Origin of the sequence: Brevundimonas sp. SH203, from assembly GCF_002157625.1 — a bacterium.
GTDB lineage: Bacteria > Pseudomonadota > Alphaproteobacteria > Caulobacterales > Caulobacteraceae > Brevundimonas.
On sequence record NZ_BDMM01000002.1, the window covers coordinates 424,979 to 446,014 of the forward strand.

Consider the following 21,036-nt stretch of genomic DNA (forward strand, 5'->3'; position numbering starts at 1 on the left):
GTAACGGAGCGATGGCGGGCATAGAGCTTTACGCGCCGCGCCAGCCGCGCGTCCGGCGGACCTGGACGGCCGCCGCGCTGATCCTGGCCGTGGTCTTCATCGCCCTGGGTCAGACCCTGACCGTCATACCCGCCGTGCTGCTGGGCTGGGTTTCGCTGCAGGGCCAGGATCAGGGCCAGAATCAGGGATGGGGCGCGATGGCCTATACCCTGTTCGGGTTCGCCTTCATCGCCCTGATCACCGTCGCTTGGGTCCGGTTGTTCGAGCGTCGCGGACTGGACGCGATCGGGTTCAACGGTCTCGGGTTGAAGCGTTTCGCCCAAGGCTATGGTCTGGGGCTGGCGGCTCTGCTCGCGGTCGTCGGCGTGATCGCCCTGTTCGGCGGCTATCGGATCGAGAGCGGGGGTGCATTCGCGACGGCGAATGTCGTCGGCGCCCTTCTGCCGATCCTGGTCCTGATGGCCGGTTTCGTGGTCCAGGGTTCGACCGAGGAGATCGTCACGCGCGGCTGGCTGATGCAGGTCATCGCCTCGCGCCACGGACTGGGCTGGGGCATCGGCCTGAGTTCGGCCCTGTTTGGTCTGCTCCATGCGAGCAACATCAAGCCGTCGCCGGAACTGGCCGTCGGGGTCTTCAATGTCGTGTTGTTCGGCGTGATGATCGGCCTCTACGCTGCGCGCCAGGGGTCGCTGTGGGGCGTGTGCGGTTGGCACGCGGCCTGGAACTGGCTGCTGGGCCTGGGCTTCGGGCTGGAGGTGTCGGGGCAGGTGATCGACACGCCGCCGCTGATCGTCGATCTGGCCGACCGGGCAGGCGCGCCCTGGTGGCTGACCGGCGCCGCCTTCGGACCCGAAGGCAGCGTGGTCACGACCGCCATGCTGGTGATCGCCGCCGTCGTGCTGGCCCTGCGCTGGCGCAGCCGGGACTATGGCGTGGTCGTGGAAGCCGCCACGCCGGTTGTCGTGGAAAAAGCGCCGGCCTAGGCCGACGCCTTCGCCTTCTTGCGAGCGGGTTTGGCGTCTGAACCGCCCAGAGCCGCGACGCGGGCCTTGCGGCGCTCCTCGTGCCGGTCCAGCACCTCTTTCAGGTATTTGCCGGTCCAGCTGGCGGTGTTGGCGGCCACCTGTTCGGGCGTGCCGACCGCGACGATCTCGCCGCCGCCGTCGCCGCCTTCGGGACCGAAGTCCAGCAGATAGTCGGCGACCTTGATGACATCGAGATTGTGCTCGATCACGACGATGGTGTTACCCGCCTCGACCAGTTCCTGAAGCACCTCCAGCAGTTTGCGCGTGTCCTCGAAGTGCAGGCCGGTGGTCGGCTCGTCGAGGATATAGAGGGTGCGGCCCGTGGCGCGTTTCGACAGCTCCTTGGACAGTTTGACCCGCTGGGCCTCGCCGCCCGACAGGGTGGTGGCGGGCTGGCCGACCTTGACGTAGCCCAGTCCCACCCGCTCCAGCGTCAGCATCTTGTCGCGGATCGGCGGCACGGCCTTGAAGAAGCTGGCGGCCTCTTCGACCGTCATGTCCAGCACGTCACTGATGGACTTGCCCTTGAACACGATCTCCAGCGTCTCGCGATTGTAGCGTTTGCCCTTGCAGACGTCGCAGGTGACATAGACGTCGGGCAGGAAGTGCATCTCGATCTTGATGACGCCGTCGCCCTGACACGCCTCGCAGCGGCCGCCCTTGACGTTGAAGCTGAACCGGCCGGGGCCATAGCCGCGCGCCTTGGATTCCGGCAGGCCGGCATACCAGTCGCGGATGGGGCCGAAGGCGCCGGTGTAGGTGGCGGGGTTAGAACGCGGGGTGCGGCCGATCGGCGACTGGTCGATGTCGATGACCTTATCGAAATGCTCCAGCCCCTCGATCCGGTCGAAGGGGGCGGGGGCCTCGGACGCATTGTTCAGGCGGCGCGCGGCGGCTTTGTATAGGGTCTCGATGGTGAAGGTTGACTTGCCGCCGCCCGAGACCCCGGTGATGCAGGTGAAGACGCCGACCGGGATTTCGCCCGTCACATTCTTCAGATTGTTGCCGCTGGCGCCGGAAATCTTCAGCATCCGCTTGCGGTTGATCGGACGGCGGCCCTCGGCGGGGATTTCGATCTCGCGTGCGCCGGTCAGATATTTTCCGGTCAGGGAGTTGGGATTGGCCATGACCTGTTCCGGCGTGCCCTCGGCGCAGACCGTGCCGCCGTGAACGCCCGCCGCCGGTCCCATGTCGATGACATAGTCGGCGGTCAGGATGGCCTCTTCGTCATGCTCGACCACCAGGACGGAGTTGCCCAGGTCGCGTAAGCCTTTCAGGCTTTCCAGCAGGCGGGTGTTGTCGCGCTGGTGCAGGCCGATGGATGGTTCGTCCAACACATAGAGGACGCCGGTCAGGCCCGAACCGATCTGCGACGCCAGACGGATGCGCTGGCTCTCGCCGCCCGACAGGGTGCCGGACGACCGCGACAGGTTCAGATAGTCCAGCCCGACATTGTTCAGGAACCGCAGTCGGTCGCAGATCTCCTTCAGGATGCGCCGGGCGATCTCCATCTGTTTTTCGGACAGGCTCTCTTCCAGCGTCGAGAACCACAGATAGGCCTTGGAGATCGACAGGGTGGAGATGTCGGCGATGTCCTCGCCCCCGACCTTGACCGCCAGGGCCTCGGGCTTCAGCCGCTTGCCGTGGCAGGCGTCGCATGGGGTCTCGGACTGATAGCGGCCCAGCTCCTCGCGCACCCAGGCGCTGTCGGTCTCGCGCCAGCGGCGTTCCAGGTTCGGCAGCACGCCCTCGAACGGCTTGGACACCTCATATTTGCGGGCGTTGTCGTCATAGGTGAATTTGATCTTTTCGGCGCCGGTTCCGTACAGGATGGCCTTGTGCGCCTGGGCCGGAAGATCGCGCCATGCGACATCCATCGAGAAGCCGTAGTGGGTCGAAAGCGACTGAAGCGTCTGGGTGTAGAGCGGCGACGGCCCGCGCGCCCAGGGCGCGACCGCCCCGCCGTGCAGGGTCTTGTCTCGATCCGGGATCACCAGATCGGCGTCGAAGGCCAGTTTGACGCCCAGCCCGTCGCAGACCGGACAGGCGCCGAACGGATTGTTGAACGAGAACAGCCGCGGCTCGATCTCGGCGATGGTGAAACCGGACACCGGACAGGCGAAACGCTCTGAAAAGACCAGGGTGCGGGGCGCGGTCTCGCCCTCATTGGTGGACGCCCATTCCGCCGTCGCCAGACCGTCGGCCAGACCCAGCGCGGTCTGAAGACTGTCGGCGTAGCGGCCTTCCTGATCCGGCTTGGTGACGATCCGGTCCACCACGATGTCGATGTCGTGCTTGAACTTCTTGTCCAGCGTCGGGGCTTCGTCGATGGGATAGAACTGGCCGTCGATCTTCAGGCGCTGAAAGCCCTGACGCTGCCATTCGGCGATCTCTTTCCGGTATTCGCCCTTTCGGCCGCGCACGACGGGGGCCAGCAGCAGGATGCGCTCGCCGTCGGGCAGGGCGGTCAGTTTGTCGACCATCTGGCTGATGGTCTGGCTCTCGATGGGCAGGCCGGTCGCGGGCGAATAGGGCACGCCCACCCGCGCCCACAACAGGCGCATATAGTCGTGAATCTCCGTCACCGTGCCGACGGTCGAGCGCGGGTTCTTGGATGTGGTCTTCTGTTCGATGGAGATGGCCGGGGACAGGCCCTCGATCAGGTCCACGTCCGGCTTGCCCATCAGCTCCAGAAACTGGCGCGCATAGGCCGACAGGCTCTCGACATAGCGGCGCTGGCCCTCGGCGTAGATGGTGTCAAAGGCCAGGGACGACTTGCCCGACCCCGACAGGCCGGTCATCACCACCAGCTGTTCGCGCGGAATATCCAGGTCCACGCCCTTGAGATTATGCTCGCGGGCGCCGCGAACGCGGATGAAGTTGTGCTTTTCGGTCATGGAATCCGGGAACGCGGGGAGGGCCGGACGGCTCCGGCGCGACATCGCTATATGGGGATGAATCGCGGAATATAAGCAAGAACATTGTGGGAACATTGCGACGTTCGGCCGGCTGGGTTATCGTCGCCGCATGGCCGACGGGTTCGACATTCACCTGAACGAGGATCAGGCGCGGCGCCTGAAGGCGGCGGCCGAGGCCGCGGGCATGGAGCCGACCGTCTATGCACTACAGGCGCTGGAAGACGTGATCGGCGACATTGGCGTCGCAGGTGTAAGCGAATATCCGGCGGTCTGGGTCGCAGAAGATGAGGAACGCTGGGCGGAGTATGAGCGCACGGGCGTGACCATTCCGCTGGATGACGCGCTTCGTGACTTTCACGCCAATCTGGAGCGGCGACTGGCGGAGAAGGCGTGAACTATCGGGTCAGGCTGCTGCCGCCCGCACGCAGCGATCTGATCCGTGTCTCGAACTTTCTGGCCGAGGTGTCGCCGGGCGCCGCCTTGCGCGCTGCGGATGTGCTGGACAAGGCGTTGAGAACCCTGGCGATGTTTCCAGAGCGCGCGCCCAAGAACCGGATCGGTGGTCGCGACATGATCGTCCGATTTGGGCAGGCCGGCTATGTCATTCGCTATCGTGTGGTTGGAGCGGACGTCATCGTCACGCGCATCTTCCACACTTTGGAAGATCGTTCCGCCTGATCTATTCCGGCGTCCAGGGCTGCGTCGGGCGGATGTAGCGTTCGCCCTTGACCAGCAGGACACTGTTGGCGTTGGCGACGCCCAGTTCCAGGCTTTCGGCGATGCGGCGGGCGCGTTCGATGAAGTGTCTGGCGGCGACCGGCGGGCAGAGGTCGTCGGCCGTAGCGACGAAGATCTCCAGCCAGCGGTCGAAATGGCGCGCGTCGATGGGCAGGGGCAGGTGTTTGGGCATGGGACGGCCCTGATAGACGCCGGTGGACAGGGCGATGGACGACCAGAACAGCTTCATCTGGGCCAGATGCGGCCCCCAGTCCGTAATGCGCTCGGCGAAGATGGGACCGATCAGGCCGTCGTCGCGGACGCGGGCGTAGAAGCCTTCGACCAGGGTGTCGATCATGGCCTCGTCGATGCCGGTCTCGTCGCGCAATTGCTGAACGGCGGCTTCGCGGCGGGCGGCGGCGCCTGCGGCGTCCTCGATGCGGAAAGGCGTGGTCATGAGGGTCAGATAGGACGCTGGATCGGGCCTGGCCATTGGACGTTCCGTCCCGGCTCACGCGGCCGTGTTCGTCGTCGGGCTTGCGCATCGCCCGATCTGGACCCATCCTCCGTGTTCTGAAGCGTTTTTGCAGAAGGCCTGAAGACCATGATCATCGCACTGGCAACCGGTTCCGCCCTGTCCGCCATGCTGCTCGTGATCCTTCATGCCAATACGCCAAAGCCCAAGCGCGTCCCCGTCCGCGTTCGCGACATTCGACAAGGTCGCCGCACGGACATCTGAGGGCGCCCCTCTCTTCGACAATCTGAGCCTGACGTTCGGGGCTGAGCGCACCGGCGTCGTCGGTCGCAATGGCGTGGGCAAGACCACCCTGCTGCATTTGCTCGCGGGTGAAATCGCGCCGGCCGAGGGCGCGGTCGCGCGATCCGGCGCGGTGGGGATGCTCCATCAACGCCACGATCCCGCACCTGGCGAGACGGCGGCCCGGACCCTCGGTGTGGACGAACCGCTGGCGGTCGTGGCGCGGGTGCTGGCCGGCGAGGCGAGCGAGCGTGATCTGGAGGACGCCGACTGGACGCTGCAGGCGCGGCTGGACGAGGTCCTGGCCGATGTGGGGCTGGGCGGTCTGGCGCTGGATCGCCCCACGGCCAGTCTCAGCGGCGGAGAACAGACGCGACTACGGCTGGCGGCCCTGATGATGCAGCGGCCCGATCTGTTGCTGCTGGACGAACCCACCAACCATCTGGACGTCCAGGCGCGGGCGCAGGTGACGGAGGTGGTCGGGCGCTGGAAGGGCGGGGTGGTGGTCGTCAGCCATGATCGCGGCCTGCTGCGCCGCATGGACCGTATTCTGGAGGTGTCCAGTCTGGGCGTCCGCCTCCATGGCGGCGGCTACGACGCCTATGTCGCGCATCGGGCCGTGGAGCGGGAGGCCGCCGCGCGCGACCTGATCGAGGCCGAACGCGACCTGGCCCGGATCGGCGCCGAGATCCAGAGGCGGGCGGAGACCAAGGCCCGACGCGACGGGGCAGGACGGCGCAAGGCGTCCAGGGGCGACATGCCCAAGGTCCTGCTGGGCGCGCGGGCCGAGCGTGCGGAAAACAGCGGCGGCCGCGACCATCTGCTGGCCCAGCGACAGGCGGACCAGGCGCAGTCCGCCCTGGTCGAGGCGCGCTCGCGGGTGGAGCGGACCCGCACCCTGACCATTCCCATGCCGCCCACGGGTCTGGCGGCGGGGCGCACGGTGTTGGCGCTGGACAGGGCGGTCTGGCGGGCGCCGGACGGGCGGGTCGTGGTCGGGCCCATCGACCTGCAGATGGTCGGGCCGGAGCGGATGGCGGTCGCCGGGGCCAATGGCGCGGGCAAGACGACCCTGCTACGGCTGGCCGTGGGGGACCTGGAGCCCAGCGCGGGCCGGGTGGATCGACCGGCGCCCGCCGTCCTGCTGGATCAGGACGTCGCCTTGCTGAGGCCGGACGAGACGGTGATCGCGGCCTGGCGACGGTTGAACCCGGGCGGTTCGGACAATGACGCCCACGCCGCCCTGGCGCGCTTTCTGTTCCGCAACACGGCGGCCCATCGGTGCGTGGGCGAACTGTCGGGCGGCGAGCGGCTGAGGGCGGGTCTGGCCTGCGTCCTGACGGGAGTTTCGCCGCCGCAACTGCTGGTGCTGGACGAGCCGACCAACCACCTGGACATCGAATCCATCGCGGCGGTGGAGGCGGCGCTGAACGCCTATGACGGCGCCCTGTTGGTCGTCAGCCACGACGCCGATTTTCTGTCCGCGCTGAACATCGACCGAACCCTGAGCCTTTAGGGCCGTGTCAGCCCCAGGCTTCGACCGTGCCCCGACGACGCACCATGGTCGGGGTGGGCAGTTGGACGCGGGGGTCCGCCTCGGCGCGGCCGAACAGCCAGCCCTGGCCATAGTCCACGCCGGCCGATTTCAGTTCGGCGGCGACCGCGTCCGTCTCGATCATCTCGCCGATGGTTTCCAGCTTCATCGAGCGGCACATTTCCACGATGCTGTGAACCAGGGTCTTGGATCGTTCTTCGGTCTGGACGTCGCGCACGATGGCGCCGTCGATCTTGACCGCATCCACCGCCATCTTGCGCAGATAGTCGAAGGCGGCGGCGCCGGCGCCGAAGTCGTCGATACAGACCTTGATGCCCGCCTCGCGCAGCCCGGACAGGCGACGATTGGCGGCCTCGATGTCCGCCACGGCCGAGGTTTCCGTGACCTCGACGATCAGGCGACGCCGCTCTTCCGACGCGCCGGCGGTCATGCGCAACAGCTGTTCGACATAGTTGTCGTCGCCCAGAGACGCGCCCGAGACATTGATCGCCATCTTCAGCAGGCCGGCGCCCGGCTGGCGCATCCGTTTCAGCACCTTCTCGGCGACGGCCAGGTCGAAGGATTTGATCAGGTCCAGCTCTTCGGCCATGCGGATGGCGTCGGCGGGACCGCTGTCGGCCTTGAACCGCGCCAGGGCCTCGAAATGATGCACCGCGCGCGAATCGAGGTTGACGATCGGCTGGTAGTGGACCTCGAAGTCGCGCGATTTCACCACGCTGCGGAAGCTCTCGGCCTCCTTGAAGGTGCGCTTCAGCGAGTCCGCGAAGGCGATCTGGGGATTGGCCAGGCCGTCGCCCTTCAGACAGCCTTCGATGGCGAAACGCATGGCGCGCAGCACGCACAGAGAGTCGGAACCGGCCGGCACCGGCGAGTTGAACGCCTCGGCGCCCAGCGACAGCCCCTCGGCGCGGCCCGCCTCGACGATCTCGGCGGCGATGTCGCGGCGATCGTTGGTGGGGCGCAACAGGGCGAAACGGGCGTTGGTCAGCTGGGCGGCGGCCGATCCCTCGACGGCGGCCGATTGCAGCGTGGCCTCGATGCGGCGGTTCATACGATCCGCGATGTCGTCGCCGACGGCGTCCAGCCCCTTGATGTCCAGGAAGGACAGGGCGACATCCGGGTTGGCGTTCAGCACCCGGCCCGCGTCGCTCAGGAACTCGTCCGGCTTCATCAGCGGGCGGACTTCGACGTCGGGCGTGGCGAAGGCCGGACCTTCATAGGATATGGCGCACGAGACGGCCGGGGCCATCTGGGGCAGGACGAAGGCGCGGAACGACGCCCGCCGCACCCGGTCGGGGCCGGCCGTGACCAGTATGGGCGTCGGCGCAATCCGCACGCCCGACTTCATGTCCTTCACCGCCGCCAGAACCGTCGCTCCATCGTGCAGAAGATCGATGAGCGGCCGTCCGGTCCAGGTCGCGCCGGCGTCCTCGCCTGCCGCCGCGCCCGCGCCGATGGCGAAGACGACGACGCCGTTCGCGTCCACCTCGACCAGGGTGTCGGCGGATGCGAAGGCCAGGCCAAGAAGACGGGTCGTCAGCGACATGAGGCTATGTTGGCACGCGCGCGTTTAAAAAATCGGCAATGCCGGATCAGGCCATGCGATTGAAGGCGACGGCGCGACCGTCGCCCTGGGCCGCGCGGCCGTCGGCGGCGTAGGCGGCCGCCGGAGTGCGGGCGGCGGTGACTTCCGCGGCGATGGTGCGGACCAGTCCCTCGGAAATCTGGCGGGCCGCCTCGACCGCGCGGGCGTGGGCGTTCAGCACGGCGTCGAAGACGCGCGTGGCCTCGACCAGCGCCTTGCGGTCATCCAGCGGGGCGTCGCGCAGCAGGTCGGGGTTGGCCTTCACATGGGCGGTGTCGCGCCGATACAGATTGGCCATCTCCTGGGTCTCGACCAGACCGGCCGCGACGTCCTGAGGCCGCCGGTCGGCGAAGGCCCGGGTTTCGGCCGACAGCCGATCCGTCAGCCGGCGGGTCAGGTCGATCAGCTGGCGCACGCGCGCCCTAGCCAGTTCGCTGTCGCTCATCGCCGTCCCTCCTGCATCTTCAGCATTTCGGACATGACCGGCCCGCTCAGGCCGATGCCGCCCGCCTTGACCGTCGTCTTGGCCATTTCGTCCAGCATGAAGCTGCGCCACGTCTCCTCGGCCTGGCCGCCGCCGAACAGGCCGTCGGTCGACAGGCCGTCGAACATCGGCTTCAGCATCTGCGAGATGAAGGTGGCCTCGAAGGCGCGGGCGGTGTCCTTGATCTTGTCGCGGTTGGCGGCGACGGGCGCGGCCGTGGTCGGGCGCAACAGGTCGGTTGAGACGGTCAGGTCGGTCATGCTCACATCACCTCGATGTCGGCCTGCAGGGCGCCGGCGGCCTTGATGGCCTGCAGGATGCTGATCATGTCGCGCGGACTGACGCCCAAGGCGTTCAGGCCGTTGACCAGGGTGGACAGATTGGCGCCGCCGCCCACCAAACGCATCTGGGTGCCCAGATCTTCCGCGACATTGACCTGGCTGGAGGGGACGACGGCGGTCTGGCCCTGGCTGAAGGGGGCGGGTTGGCTGACGATGGGCTGTTCGTCCACCGATATGGTCAGATTGCCCTGGGCGATGGCGACGCGCGAGATGCGCACGGCGTCGCCCATGACGATGACGCCGTTGACCTCGTCGATGATGACCTTGGCGGGGGTATCGACGCTGACCGGCAGGTTTTCGATGCGGCTGATGAAGCCCGCCATGCCCAGCTGGGCCGGGGCGCGCAGGGCGACGACCGTGCCGTTTTCGGCCAGGGCCGCGCCGGGATAGGCGGCGTTGACGACGGCGGCGACGCGCTGGGCGGTGGTGAAGTCCGGGTTGCGCAGGTTCAGCCGCACCTCGTTCATGTTCGCCATCTGGAAGCCCGTCTCGCGTTCGACCAGGGCGCCCGAGGCGATGCGGCCGGCGGTCGGCACGCCGCGCGTCACCGACGAGCCCGATCCGCCCGAGGCCGAGACGGCGCCGGTCTGAACCGACCCTTGGGCCACCGCATAGACCTGGCCATCGGCGCCCTGCAGGCTGGTCACGACCAGCGAGCCGCCCAGCAGGCTCTTGGCGTCGCACATTGAGGCGACCGACACGTCGATGCGCGAACCCGGCGTGGCGAAGGCGGGCAGGTCCGCCGTCACCATCACGGCGGCCATGTTCTTGGTGTTGGCGTTGGAGCCGCGAATATTGACGCCCAGCCGCTCGGTCATGCCCTCCAGCGACTGGCGGGTGAAGGGGCAGTTGCGCAGGCTGTCGCCCGTGCCGTTCAGCCCCATGACCATGCCGTAGCCGACCAGCTGGTTGCCGCGCACACCTTCGACGGCGGCGATGTCCTTGATGCGCGACTGCACCTGGGCCAGGGCCGGGCCGGCCGAAACCGTCAGGGCGGCGACGGCGCAGGCGGCAAGGCGGGCAAGCAGATTTTGCATCGGTCGAACGTCCACGCGGCTTTACGCGCCGATCCATGCCAGGATCGTGCCGCGCGATTAACCAAGGGAATTCAACGCCAGCCGATCCATTCGCCCTGACGATGCGGCAGGATTTGCCGGGGCGTTAACCAAACAGTCATCGCGGGGCCTCATCCATGGGCTCATGATGCGGAGCAACTGGGCATGAAGGTTGTCGGGCCAAACGGCGTCAGCACGCCGACAAGCACGCGCGCGACGCGATCGACCAGCGGCTTTTCGCTGGGTCAGACGGCCGCCGCCGCTGCGCCTTCGGCCGCGACGGCCAGCGCCGCCGCCGGAGGCGTGTCCGACGTCTCGGCCCTGATGGCCTTGCAGGGGGTGGAGGGGCCGCTGGAGCGTCGGCGTCGCGCCATCCGCCGGGGCGGCGGCCTGCTGGATCGTCTGGACGAACTGAAGCTGGCGTTGCTGAGCGGCGATGCGGACCAGGCGTCGCTGGACCGGCTGGCGCGCAGCCTGCGCGAGGAGCGGGCGGATGATGGCGATCCCGGTCTGAACGCTGTGCTGGACCAGATCGACCTGCGCGCCTCGGTCGAACTGGCCAAGGCGGAAATGCGCCGCCCGCGCGGCTGAAACCGGAAAAAATCCACGAATGTCAGACGGCTAAGCTTGGAGAGTGAGTGACATTTGTCACTCTCGCCGGGTCGTTCGCCCGATTTGGATCACGGAATCGAGAACCGCGTTGCCGCGACTCGTCAGGCTGACTATACGGCCAACTGCGCCACAGGGGGGCGTGTTAGAGAGCTTGAGATCGATGAACGCTTTGGCGTCCGTTGTGACCGACGAATCCGGCCGTTACCGCCCGTCCGACGACGAGCCGTTCATGAATGAACGGCAGCTGGCCTATTCCAAGAAGAAGCTGCTGGACTGGAAGGACGACATCCTTCGCGAGTCCAAGGGCACGGTGGTCAATCTGAAGGCCGAGACCGAGAACCACCCCGATCTGGTGGACCGCGCCTCGTCCGAATCCGACCGCGCGCTGGAGCTGCGCACCCGTGACCGCCAGCGCAAGCTGATCTCCAAGATCGACGACGCCCTGCGCCGGATCGAGGACGGCTCCTACGGCTATTGCGAGGACACCGGCGAACCCATTGGCCTGGGCCGTCTGGAGGCCCGTCCGACCGCGACCCTGTCGGTCGAGGCCCAGGAACGGCACGAGCGCCGCGAGCGCGTCCACCGCGACGACTGAGGTTTAACGGGCCGACGCCTTGACTTCGCCCGGTTGGGGGGCGACCTAGCCGCCTCGCTTTCGAGGTCGTTGATCCCCCATGTCCGTCAAGGTTCGTTTCGCCCCGTCGCCCACGGGTAAGCTGCACGTCGGCAATGTCCGCACCGCCCTGGTGAACTGGCTGTTCGCCAAGGGGCAGGGCGGATCGTTCGTGCTGCGCATCGACGACACCGACCTGGCCCGTTCGACGCCGGAGTTCGAACAGGGGATCGAGGACGATCTGACCTGGTTGGGCATGGTCTGGGACGAACGCTACAACCAGTCCAAGCGGTTCGACCGCTATGAAGAGGCGGCGGAACGGCTGAAGGCCTCGGGCCGGCTGTATCCCGCCTATGAGACGGCGGACGAACTGGATCGTCGCCGCAAGGTGCAACTGTCGCGCGGCCTGCCGCCGATCTACGACCGCGCCGCGCTGGACCTGACCGACGAACAGAAGGCCGGCTACGAAGCCGAGGGCCGCCGTCCGCACTGGCGCTTCAAGCTGGAAGGCAAGCGCGTCGCCTGGGAAGACTTGGCGCGCGGTCATGCCGAGGTGGACACCGCCTCCATGTCCGACCCGGTGCTGATCCGCGAGGACGGGCTTTTCCTCTACACCCTGCCGTCGGTGGTCGACGACATCGACATGGCCATCACCCATATCATCCGGGGCGAGGATCACGTCACGAACACCGGCGCCCAGATCGAGATTTTCGAGGCGCTGGGTGCGGCCGTTCCCGGTTTCGCCCATATGCCGCTGCTGGTCGGCGCGGACGGCGCGGCCCTGTCGAAACGCCTCGGCTCGCTGTCGATCAGCGACATGCGCGAACAGGGCTATGAGCCCATCGCCATCACCAGCCACCTGGGCCGGATCGGCACGTCCGATCCGCTGGAAGTCGGCGAGTCCATCGCGGCGTTGGGCGCCGGCTTCGCCTTCTCCAAGATGGGCCGTTCGCCGGCGCGCTACGACACGGCGGATCTGGACCGGCTGAACGCCCAGGCCCTGCACGTCATGGACTACGACACGGCCAGGCCCCGGCTTCAGGCGCTGGGCGCGGACCTTGGCGAGACCTTCTGGTCGGTGGTGCGCGGCAACCTGAACAAGTTCGGCGATGTCGTTGAAATGGCGAAGATCGTGCAGGGGCCGATCCAGCCGGTGATCGAGGACGCGGGCTTCATCGACGCGGCCGCCGGCCTTCTGCCGGATGTGATCGACGAGACGGCCTGGTCGACCTGGACCAATGCGGTGAAGACCGAGACGGGCGCCAAGGGCAAGGCGCTGTTCATGCCGCTGCGTCTGGCGCTGACGGGTCAGGCGCACGGGCCGGACATGGCGGCCCTGGCGCCGCTGATCGGCCGTGAGACCATCCAGCGGCGCCTGAGAGGCGAGGCGGCCTGAACCGCCTCGAACCGTCCCGGCGTCAGCCGTTGCAGACGGCCAGTTCTTCGGCGCTGAGGGCGACGCCCTTGTAGGAGAAGGCGGTCACGGGACCGAACTTCTGGACCACGCGGCGGCAGGCGCGCGTCGCGGGCTGTTGCGTGCCGCCCGAGGCGGTGCAGGTCGCGCCTTCGCAGGACCAGCGGGCGCCGTCGATGATGGTGGCGCGCGCGGGCGCCTTGGCGGCGTCCGCCAGGGTCAGGCTGGTGGCGGCCGGCGCCTGGGCCATGGCGGGAGCGGCGGCGAAAAGAACGGCGGCGGCGAACAGGGCGCGCATGAAAACTCTCCGATAAGAAGAACGGCGTCGTGCCGCTGCGCCCCAATGTCAGTTTCTGATAAAAACTGTCAATACGTAGTGATGCGAATGTAAGCGGTGATCACTTATCTCAGATCATGTTTCTGCGCCGGCGCGGCGTCGGGCGACTGGATCAGGGCCAGCGCCTCTTCCACCGTATCGGCGACGGTCCAGGCGTCCAGGAAGGACGGGGGGGTCATGCCCTCGTCAACGCTGTGGCGCATCAGGGCGAAGAAGCCGTCCCAGAAGCCGTTTAGGTTCAGGAAGACGACCGGCTTGTGGTGCAGGTCCAGCCGCTTCCACGACAGCAGTTCGACCACCTCTTCCAGGGTGCCGATGCCGCCGGGGGCGACCACGAAGGCGTCGGACTGATCGTACATCAGCTGTTTGCGCTCGTGCATGGAGGTGACGACGACCGTCTCGACCTCGTCGAACAGGCGCTCGCGGCTGCGCAGGAAGGCCGGCATGATGCCGACGACCCGGCCGCCCGCCTCGTGCGCGCCGCGCGCCGAGGCGCCCATCAGCCCAACGCCGCCGCCGCCATAGACCAGCCGCCAGCCCGCCTGGGCCGTCGCGCGACCGAAAGCGTAGGCCGCCTCGGTATAGGCGGGATCGGCGGTCTCGGAGGCGCCGCAGAACAGGCAGACGGAGGAGCCGTCGAAGGGCTGGAAAGAAACGGGGGGCAGGGACATGGGGCCTCGAACAAAACGAATGCCGGCCTGGCTTATGGCCAAACCGGCGGCGCTCGCGCTAACACCAGCGCGAGCCGCTGGGTCGCCAGTCCTATATCGTCGAGGCCAAGGATGAAACGTCGGATCAGCGTAACGATCGTCGCGGCCCTTCTGGCGCCCGGCGTCACGCTTTCGGCCTGTTCGCGGGGCGAGGGCGGCGCGGTCGGGCCGTCCGGGGCGCAAAAGGCCTCGTCTTGGGTGCGGCCGCCGATGATCGACGGCGTGACGCGCGACGGCGCGGTGCTGGTCGTGCGCGGCGCGGCCGATCCCAACGCCCGCGTGGTTCTGCGGGCGCCGGACGTGGCGGCGGTGGCGGTCAATGCGGACGGGGCGGGCCGGTTCGAACTCAGGCTGCCGCCGCTGCATGGCGATGTGCGCCTGACACCCGAGGTTCAGGTGGGCGAGGACGCCGCCGTCTCGCCCGAGACTCTGGTGGTCATTCAGGGCGGGGCGGGGCCGGTCGCCCTGATCGCCGCCGGCCAGCCGACCCTCCGTCTGGATGGATCGGGCGTGTTGAACGCGGTCGATTCGGACGGATCGACCCTGATCGCTTCCGGCCCGGCCGGGTCCAAACCGCCCGTGGTGATGATCGGCGGCGTGCAAGCCAATGTGGTTCAGGCCGCGCGCGGCCAGTGGCGGGCCATGGTCGGGCGCAGCGGTGCGGTCGGCGTCGCAGTCGACGGTCAGAGCTTCGCCTATCCGGGCGATGCGGACGGCGGCGGCTTCTCCATCGCCCGCGCGGGGCAGGGATGGCGGATCATCTGGCCCGTCGCACCGGGCGGTCATCAGAGCGCCTGGCTGCCGGATCGCGTCGCGCGTTAAGGCATCGGAAACCAATTCGGTTAACGAATGAGGCCAGCCCTCAGGGGCGCCATCACCGAACCTGTAGTCAGCCCGGCAGCTCTCTGTCGGGCTCTTTTTTGTCCGCTTCGGCCTTTTCCGTGCGGTCCCGGAACAGGGCGGCGCGCGCCAGAAGGATCAGCGTCACCGGCGTCGTCACCGTCAGGAACAGGCCGATCAGGATTTCGCGCGGCATGAATCGCCGCTCGACCGTGGTGAACCAGACGATGGACGCCAGCAGAATCAGGGCCATGCCCAGGGTCGCCCCCAGGGTTGCGGCGTGGACGCGCTCGTAAAAGGTCTTCAGCCGTGTCAGTCCGACCGCGCCCAGCAGCGACAGGGTCGAGCCGGCGATGGCCAGACCGACGACGACAAAGGCGGCCCATGCGGGAACGTCGGCCTGGGTCATTCGATCACCTCGCCGCGCATCAGGAATTTGGCCAGGGCCACGGTGGCGGCGAACCCCAGCATGCCGATCACCAGGGCGGCCTCGAAATAGAGCTGGCTGTTGGTGCGGATGCCGAACACCACGATCAGCAGCATCCCGTTCAGATACAGGGTGTCCATGCCCAGGACGCGATCCTGGGCGCGCGGGCCGTGGATGATCCGCCACGCCGCCAGACCCATGGCGCAGATCAGCATCAGCTGGGCCAGACCCAGCCCCCAGGTCAGCACCGCCGCTGTCATTCGAAAATCTCCATCAGCCGGCGCTCGTAGCGGTCCTTGATCGTCCGCACCCAGGTCTCCTCGTCGACCAGATCGAGGACGTGCAGCAGCAGGCTCCCGGTCGCGGACTCGTATTCGACCCACAGGGTTCCGGGCGTCGAGGTGATGATGATGGCAAGGACCGCCAGCCCGTATCGGTCCCTCAGATCCAGCGGGACGTGGATGAAGCCGGACGTGCGCTCATGCCGCCGACGTCCCAGGATGATCTGGGACACCGCCCAGTTGGACCGCACCACGTCGGCGACGACATCGACGGCGAGGCTGACCAGGGCCTTGGGCGAGTTCAGCCGCACGCGATCCACGCCTAGCGCCAGCATGATGATCGGCGCCAGCAGGGCCAGCAGCAGGGCCAGGAGCAGCGAGGGAGGCGCGACCGAGGCGCTGAGCAGGAGGGAGGCCCCAAACAGGCCCAGCGACAGGACGGGGTAGGGCACGAGGCGTCTCATCGGCCGCCTCCGCCCAGAACCGCTTGGATATAGCCTTGGGGTTCGGCCAGCCAGGCGGCGGTGTGGTCGGTGTAGATCAGGCCCGAACCAGCGAAGACGGCCAGAAGGACGCAGGCGCCGAGCAGGCCCGCGACTGCCGTGATCTCGGCCGCCCCGACCACGAAGGCCGGCGCATCGTCGTCCCGTGTCCAGATGGCGCCGACGCCCAGCCGCGTCAGGCCGATCAGGACGCCCAGGCTGGATGCCGACAGCACCGCCACCAGCATCCACTGCGTCGGCCCGCCGCCCCTGATCAGGGCGTCGATCATCGACAACTTGCCGACGAAGCCGGCCAGGGGCGGCATACCCGCCACCATCAGTGTGCAGATCAGAAAGGCGCCGCCCAGGGCCGCCACGGCCGCCGGAATGATCAGGCCGGGCTCGTTGCGTTCGTCGTCGTCGAACGGGTCGCGATATTCGTCGTCGAAGACGGCCCGCGCCTCTCCCACATCCGCCTCGCGCCCGCGTTGAAGGATTTCGGCCAGTAGGAACAGGGCCGCGCAGGCCAGGGTGGACCCGATCAGATAGAACAGCGCGCCGCTGAGGGCCGCCGTATCCCCGACGCCCAGGATGGACAGCACGGTCCCCGACGAGATCATCACCCCGAACCCCGCTGCGCGTGACAGGTCGCGCGAGGCGATCAGGCCGAAGGTGCCGAAGGCGATGGTCGCCAGGCCGCCGACCATCAGCCAGGACAGGCCGAACCCGGCCGAGGCGCCGGCCTCCGCGCCGAACAGCAGCAGGCTGAGGCGGATGACCACATAGACCCCGACCTTGGACAGGATGGCGAAAACGGCCGCCGAGGGCGCGCTGGCCGCCGAATAGGTCGAAGTCAGCCAGAAGCCCACCGGCCACATGGCGCACTTGATCAGAAAGGCCGTGCCCAGCACCGCCGCCCCGATGTGGAACAGGCCCAGGTCGCCCGCCGCGACGGCCGGCACGCGCAGCGCCAGATCGGCCATGTTCAAGGTGCCGGTCACGCCATAGATCAGGCTGACGCCGATCAGGAACAGCAGGGAGGCGGTCAGGTTGACGGCGATGTAGATGACGCCCGCCCGCACCCTGGCCTCGCCCGATCCATGCAGGGCCAGGCCATACGACGCGGCCAGCATTACCTCGAAGAAGACGAACAGATTGAACAGGTCGCCGGTCAGAAGCGCGCCGTTCACCCCCATGATCAGCAGCAGGAACAGGGCGTGAAAGCGCGGGCCGGCCCGATCCCATCGCGCCAGGGCGAAGATCAGGGCGCACCCGCCCAGAACGCTGGTCAGGGCCACCATCATCGTCGACAGCCGGTCGGCGACCAGCACGATGCCATAGGGCGCGGCCCACGACCCCAACCGATAGACCCGCGCGGTGTCGCCGCCCCCGACCGCGCCGTTCGCGCTTTCGTGCAGCAGAATCAGGGCCATGATCAGTATGGCCGCCATGGCCGCAAGGCTGAGCGACGCCTTCAGGATGCGCCGGCGCTCGTCCACCAGCAGCATGGCCGAAGCGATGATCATGGGCAGGACGATGGGGCCGATGATCAGATGGGCGTGCCAGTCGGTCATGCGTCCGGCTCCTTGCCGTCGACATGGTCGCTGCCGGTGATGCCGCGCGCCGCCAGGATGACCACCAGGAACAGGGCCGTCAGGGCGAAGCTGATGACGATGGCGGTCAGGACCAGGGCCTGGGGCGTCGGGTCGGTGTAACGCGCCGGGTCGGACACGCCGCCCGCCAGCACCGGCGGGGCGCCCGACTTCAGCCGGCCCATGGCGAAGATGAAGATGTTGACCGCATAGGACAGCAGCGACAGCCCCATGATGACCTGGAAGGTGCGCGGTCGCAGCAGCAGCCAGACGCCGGAGGCGGCCAGAACGCCGATGGCCAGGGCCAGAACCAGCTCCATCATGACGGCTCTCCTTCCTCGGCGTCCCTCTGTTTGGGTTTTCGCAGCGACTGGTGCGCCAGGGCCACCAGCGTCAGGACCGTGGCGCCGACCACCAGCACCACGACGCCCAGGTCGAACAGAACCGCGCTGGCCAGCGGCACGCGGCCCAGGATCGGCAGATCGGCGTACTGGAACCACGAGGTCAGGAACGGATAGCCGAACAGCCATGAGCCGACGCCGCTGAGCGCCGCGATCACCAGACCGGCGCCGATCCAGACGATGGGCCGGATCGCCAGCCGCTCCTCCACCCAACGCGCGCCCGACGCCATATACTGCAGCACGAAGGCGATCGACAGCGCGACGCCCGCCGCGAACCCGCCGCCCGGCAGGTCATGCCCGCGCAGGAACAGATGCACGGCCAACAGGATGATGAAGGGAAACAGCCAGCGCATGACCACGCGGGGGATCAGCATGGTCTCCTTCAGCGTATCGCCTTCCGACCGGCTCTCGTGCGCGCGATCCGAGGCGTTCTGAACCCGCTGCTGTTTGGGCCCCGACAGGGTGTCGTCGGCGGGCCGGAACCGGCGCAACAGGGCGAAGACGGTCAGGCCGACGACGCCCAGCACCGTGATCTCTCCGAAGGTGTCGAAGGCGCGGAAGTCGACCAGAATGACGTTGACGATGTTGCGCCCGCCCGCGTCCTTATAGGCGTGTTCGACGAAGAAACGGGAAATGCCCTCGACCGACGGCCGCGTCATGACGGCGTAGGCGATGGCGGCCAGAGCGGTCCCGACGGCGGCGGCGATGATCAGGTCGATGCGGCGACGGACGCGGGACCGTTTCTCCATGGCCGGGGGCAGGCGGATGAACTCCAGCCGTTTGGGCAGCCAGCGCAGACCCAGCAGCAGCAGAACGGTCGTCACCACCTCGACCAGCAACTGGGTCACGGCCAGATCCGGCGCCGACAGCCAGACGAAGGACAGGCAACTGGCCAGGCCCGCCCCGCCCATCAGCACCACGGCGGCCAGCCGGTGGTATTTCGCCTGCCACGCCGCCGCGACCGCGCAGCCCGCGCCGATCAGCCACAGACCGGCGAAGGCCCAGTCGGCCAGGCTCGGCGTCGGCAGGATCGGCTGGACGACCAGCCCGCCGCCTGTCGCGGCCAGCCCGCCCGCCAGCAGGGCGACCAGGACGATGGCGCGCAGCTGCGGCTGCTGGCGCGTCGCCCCGAACAGGCGAACCAGGGCGTCCGACCCCTTGAACAGGCCCGTCATGGTCTTCTCGAACAGCCAGCCGCCGTTCAGACGTTTCCAGCCCCACGGCCCGCCGCGCGGATTGGCGTTGATGCGTGAGCCGAAGGCGACGTAAAGCGCCACGCCGCCGCCCAGGGCGATCAGGCTCAGCACCAGCGGCAGGTTGAACCCGTGCCACAGGGCCAGGCTGTAATAGGGCAGGTTGAAGCCCAGCACCGAGACGGCGGCGCTTTTCAGGAACGGCCCCACGGTCACGGCCGGGAAGACGCCGACGACCAGACACAGACCCACCAGCACCTCGACCGGCCGCCGCATCCAGGCCGGCGGCTCGTGCGGCGTGCGATCCAGCTCGGTCGGCGGCGGGCCGAAGAAGGTCGTGTGGATGAAGCGCAGCGAATACAGGACGCTGAAGGCGCTGGCCAGGGTGGCCAAGGCGGGCAGCAGCAGGTTCAGCCCGTGGGTGTTCACGCTGGCCACGGCCTCGGCCAGGAACATCTCCTTGGACAGGAAGCCGTTCAGCAGGGGCACGCCCGCCATCGCCGCCGCCGCCACCATGGCCAGGGTGGCGGTGAAGGGCATGAAGCGGAACAGGCCGCTCAGCTTTCGCATATCCCGCGTGCCGGCCTCGTGGTCGATGATGCCGGCGGCCATGAAAAGCGACGCCTTGAAGGTGGCGTGGTTCACCGTGTGGAAGATGGCGGCGATACAGCCCAGCGGACTGCCCAGCCCCAGCAGCAGCACGATCAATCCCAGATGGCTGATGGTCGAATAGGCCAGAAGACCCTTCAGATCGTGCTGGAAGATGGCGCACCAGGCGCCGAGCAGCAGGGTGGCCAGACCCATGCCCCCGACGATCAGATACCAGCTCTCGGTCCCCGCAAAGACCGGCCAGAACCGGATCAGCAGGAAGACGCCCGCCTTCACCATGGTCGCCGAATGCAGATAGGCGCTGACCGGCGTGGGCGCGGCCATGGCGCGGGGCAGCCAGAAGTGGAAGGGGAACTGGGCGCTCTTGGTCATCGCCCCCGCCAGCAACAGCAGCAGGGCGGGCAGATAGAGCGGGCTGTCTTGGATCGCCTTTCGCGACGCCAGAACGACATCCAGATCGTAGCTGCCGACGATCCGTCCGATCAGGATCATCCCGACCAGCAGCGCGATCCCGCCCGTCGCTGTGACGGTCAGGGCCATGCGCGAGCCTTCGCGCGCGGCCGGATTCTGGTGCCAGTAGCCGATCAGCAGGAAGGAGAAGAGGCTGGTCAGCTCCCAGAAGACCACCAGCTGAATCAGGTTGCCCGACAGCACCACCCCCTGCATCGCCCCCATGAAGGCCAACAGGAAGGAGAAGAAGCGCGGCACCGGGTCTTTCGGCGACATATAATAGCGGGCGTACAGCACCACCAAGGCGCCGATGCCCAGGATCAGGGCGCTGAACAGCCAGGAAAGCCCGTCCAGCCGCAGCGCAAGATTGACCCCCAGCGACGGCAGCCAGGGGATTTCGAACTTCAGCGTCTCGCCGTCCTGGAACATCGGCCACAGCGCCGCCAGACACCCCAGGCTGATCAGGGCCACGATCCACGACAGGATGGCGGCGGCCGTTCGGGCGTGACGCGGCAGACCGGCCGCCGCGATCGCGCCCATGAAGGGCAAAATCAGGATGATCAGAAGGAGAAAGCTGATGGACATCGAGGCGGCGCGTCTCTCCGAATGATCGCGGGTGGCTTTGGCGAACGCTCAAG

At 67.7% G+C, this 21,036-nt stretch carries 23 protein-coding genes; 9 read left to right on the top strand and 14 right to left on the bottom strand.

All coding sequences use genetic code 11. The annotated features are described in order from the left end of the window. Nucleotides 1-11 precede the first annotated feature (11 nt). The gene (locus tag SH203_RS06055; protein WP_087119949.1) at nt 12-983 is read left to right on the top strand and encodes a CPBP family intramembrane glutamic endopeptidase; all 972 of its coding nucleotides are present in this window, start codon (nt 12-14) and stop codon (nt 981-983) included. On the opposite strand, the gene uvrA is transcribed toward SH203_RS06055, so the two are convergent. After that, a complete protein-coding gene (gene uvrA, locus SH203_RS06060; RefSeq protein ID WP_087119950.1) occupies nt 980-3,922 on the bottom strand; it encodes an excinuclease ABC subunit UvrA in 2,943 nt (980 codons plus the stop codon). The two genes, SH203_RS06055 and uvrA, sit on opposite strands and share 4 nt — an antisense overlap. A 130-nt stretch (nt 3,923-4,052) precedes the next feature. On the opposite strand from uvrA, the gene SH203_RS06065 reads away from it, so the two are divergent. Both SH203_RS06065 and SH203_RS06070 read left to right on the top strand, forming a co-directional pair. Then, a complete protein-coding gene (locus SH203_RS06065; protein WP_087119951.1) occupies nt 4,053-4,337 on the top strand; it encodes a hypothetical protein in 285 nt (94 codons plus the stop codon). Beyond that, the gene (locus SH203_RS06070; RefSeq protein ID WP_087119952.1) at nt 4,334-4,621 is read left to right on the top strand and encodes a type II toxin-antitoxin system RelE/ParE family toxin; all 288 of its coding nucleotides are present in this window, start codon (nt 4,334-4,336) and stop codon (nt 4,619-4,621) included. The genes SH203_RS06065 and SH203_RS06070 overlap by 4 nt, the downstream gene beginning before the upstream one ends. Before the next feature lies 1 nt (nt 4,622). On the opposite strand, the gene SH203_RS06075 is transcribed toward SH203_RS06070, so the two are convergent. Beyond that, complete coding sequence (locus SH203_RS06075; RefSeq protein WP_234989400.1) at nt 4,623-5,153, bottom strand: group III truncated hemoglobin; 531 nt, start codon at nt 5,151-5,153, stop codon at nt 4,623-4,625. A gap of 111 nt (nt 5,154-5,264) precedes the next feature. On the opposite strand from SH203_RS06075, the gene SH203_RS15885 reads away from it, so the two are divergent. Together SH203_RS15885 and SH203_RS06080 are read left to right on the top strand one after the other, a co-directional pair. After that, nucleotides 5,265-5,399, top strand: a complete 135-nt coding sequence (locus SH203_RS15885) for a hypothetical protein (protein WP_255376561.1) — start codon at nt 5,265-5,267, stop codon at nt 5,397-5,399. A 22-nt stretch (nt 5,400-5,421) separates the two neighbouring features. Next, entirely contained in the window at nt 5,422-6,933 is a 1,512-nt protein-coding gene (locus SH203_RS06080) for an ABC-F family ATP-binding cassette domain-containing protein (RefSeq protein ID WP_255376560.1), read from the top strand. Nucleotides 6,934-6,940: 7 nt separating this feature from the next. Here the strand turns inward: SH203_RS06080 and SH203_RS06085 are convergent, their stop codons facing one another. The 4 genes from SH203_RS06085 to SH203_RS06100 are packed head-to-tail and all read right to left on the bottom strand — an operon-like array spanning nt 6,941 to nt 10,419. Next, nucleotides 6,941-8,518, bottom strand: coding sequence for an EAL domain-containing protein (locus tag SH203_RS06085; RefSeq protein ID WP_087119954.1), 1,578 nt, complete (start codon nt 8,516-8,518; stop codon nt 6,941-6,943). A 46-nt stretch (nt 8,519-8,564) separates the two neighbouring features. Further along, complete coding sequence (locus tag SH203_RS06090) at nt 8,565-9,002, bottom strand: flagellar basal-body protein FlbY (RefSeq protein ID WP_087119955.1); 438 nt, start codon at nt 9,000-9,002, stop codon at nt 8,565-8,567. After that, nucleotides 8,999-9,301 (bottom strand): rod-binding protein, encoded by a 303-nt coding sequence (locus SH203_RS06095; RefSeq protein ID WP_087119956.1) that lies wholly within the window; start codon nt 9,299-9,301, stop codon nt 8,999-9,001. Before SH203_RS06095 ends, SH203_RS06090 begins: the two co-directional genes overlap by 4 nt. Nucleotides 9,302-9,303: 2 nt before the next feature. Next, the gene (locus tag SH203_RS06100; protein WP_087119957.1) at nt 9,304-10,419 is read right to left on the bottom strand and encodes a flagellar basal body P-ring protein FlgI; all 1,116 of its coding nucleotides are present in this window, start codon (nt 10,417-10,419) and stop codon (nt 9,304-9,306) included. A 183-nt stretch (nt 10,420-10,602) separates the two neighbouring features. On the opposite strand from SH203_RS06100, the gene SH203_RS06105 reads away from it, so the two are divergent. The 3 genes from SH203_RS06105 to gltX all read left to right on the top strand — a co-directional run bounded on the left by SH203_RS06105 (nt 10,603) and on the right by gltX (nt 13,058). Beyond that, the gene (locus tag SH203_RS06105; RefSeq protein ID WP_087119958.1) at nt 10,603-11,028 is read left to right on the top strand and encodes a flagellar assembly protein FliX; all 426 of its coding nucleotides are present in this window, start codon (nt 10,603-10,605) and stop codon (nt 11,026-11,028) included. Between the two features lie 181 nt (nt 11,029-11,209). Next, nucleotides 11,210-11,644, top strand: a complete 435-nt coding sequence (dksA, locus tag SH203_RS06110; RefSeq protein ID WP_087119959.1) for an RNA polymerase-binding protein DksA — start codon at nt 11,210-11,212, stop codon at nt 11,642-11,644. Between the two features lie 79 nt (nt 11,645-11,723). Further along, on the top strand, nt 11,724-13,058 hold the full coding sequence (gene gltX, locus SH203_RS06115) for a glutamate--tRNA ligase (protein ID WP_087119960.1): 1,335 nt from the start codon (nt 11,724-11,726) through the stop codon (nt 13,056-13,058). Nucleotides 13,059-13,080: 22 nt separating this feature from the next. Here the strand turns inward: gltX and SH203_RS06120 are convergent, their stop codons facing one another. Both SH203_RS06120 and SH203_RS06125 read right to left on the bottom strand, forming a co-directional pair. Beyond that, nucleotides 13,081-13,374, bottom strand: coding sequence for a hypothetical protein (locus tag SH203_RS06120; protein ID WP_087119961.1), 294 nt, complete (start codon nt 13,372-13,374; stop codon nt 13,081-13,083). A gap of 104 nt (nt 13,375-13,478) precedes the next feature. Beyond that, a complete protein-coding gene (locus SH203_RS06125; protein ID WP_087119962.1) occupies nt 13,479-14,084 on the bottom strand; it encodes a TIGR00730 family Rossman fold protein in 606 nt (201 codons plus the stop codon). A gap of 111 nt (nt 14,085-14,195) precedes the next feature. On the opposite strand from SH203_RS06125, the gene SH203_RS06130 reads away from it, so the two are divergent. Further along, nucleotides 14,196-14,945: a hypothetical protein gene (locus tag SH203_RS06130; RefSeq protein WP_087119963.1), complete on the top strand. Its 750-nt coding sequence runs from the start codon at nt 14,196-14,198 to the stop codon at nt 14,943-14,945. Between the two features lie 67 nt (nt 14,946-15,012). On the opposite strand, the gene mnhG is transcribed toward SH203_RS06130, so the two are convergent. The 6 genes from mnhG to SH203_RS06160 are packed head-to-tail and all read right to left on the bottom strand — an operon-like array spanning nt 15,013 to nt 20,983. Then, the gene (gene mnhG / locus SH203_RS06135) at nt 15,013-15,372 is read right to left on the bottom strand and encodes a monovalent cation/H(+) antiporter subunit G (protein WP_087119964.1); all 360 of its coding nucleotides are present in this window, start codon (nt 15,370-15,372) and stop codon (nt 15,013-15,015) included. Further along, complete coding sequence (locus SH203_RS06140) at nt 15,369-15,650, bottom strand: K+/H+ antiporter subunit F (protein WP_087119965.1); 282 nt, start codon at nt 15,648-15,650, stop codon at nt 15,369-15,371. Before SH203_RS06140 ends, mnhG begins: the two co-directional genes overlap by 4 nt. Next, entirely contained in the window at nt 15,647-16,135 is a 489-nt protein-coding gene (locus SH203_RS06145) for a Na+/H+ antiporter subunit E (RefSeq protein WP_087119966.1), read from the bottom strand. The genes SH203_RS06140 and SH203_RS06145 overlap by 4 nt, the downstream gene beginning before the upstream one ends. After that, nucleotides 16,132-17,727, bottom strand: a complete 1,596-nt coding sequence (locus SH203_RS06150) for a monovalent cation/H+ antiporter subunit D (RefSeq protein ID WP_087119967.1) — start codon at nt 17,725-17,727, stop codon at nt 16,132-16,134. Before SH203_RS06150 ends, SH203_RS06145 begins: the two co-directional genes overlap by 4 nt. Beyond that, the gene (locus SH203_RS06155; RefSeq protein WP_087120192.1) at nt 17,724-18,065 is read right to left on the bottom strand and encodes a Na+/H+ antiporter subunit C; all 342 of its coding nucleotides are present in this window, start codon (nt 18,063-18,065) and stop codon (nt 17,724-17,726) included. Before SH203_RS06155 ends, SH203_RS06150 begins: the two co-directional genes overlap by 4 nt. Beyond that, nucleotides 18,065-20,983, bottom strand: a complete 2,919-nt coding sequence (locus tag SH203_RS06160) for a monovalent cation/H+ antiporter subunit A (RefSeq protein ID WP_087119968.1) — start codon at nt 20,981-20,983, stop codon at nt 18,065-18,067. Before SH203_RS06160 ends, SH203_RS06155 begins: the two co-directional genes overlap by 1 nt. Between the last annotated feature and the right edge of the window lie 53 nt (nt 20,984-21,036).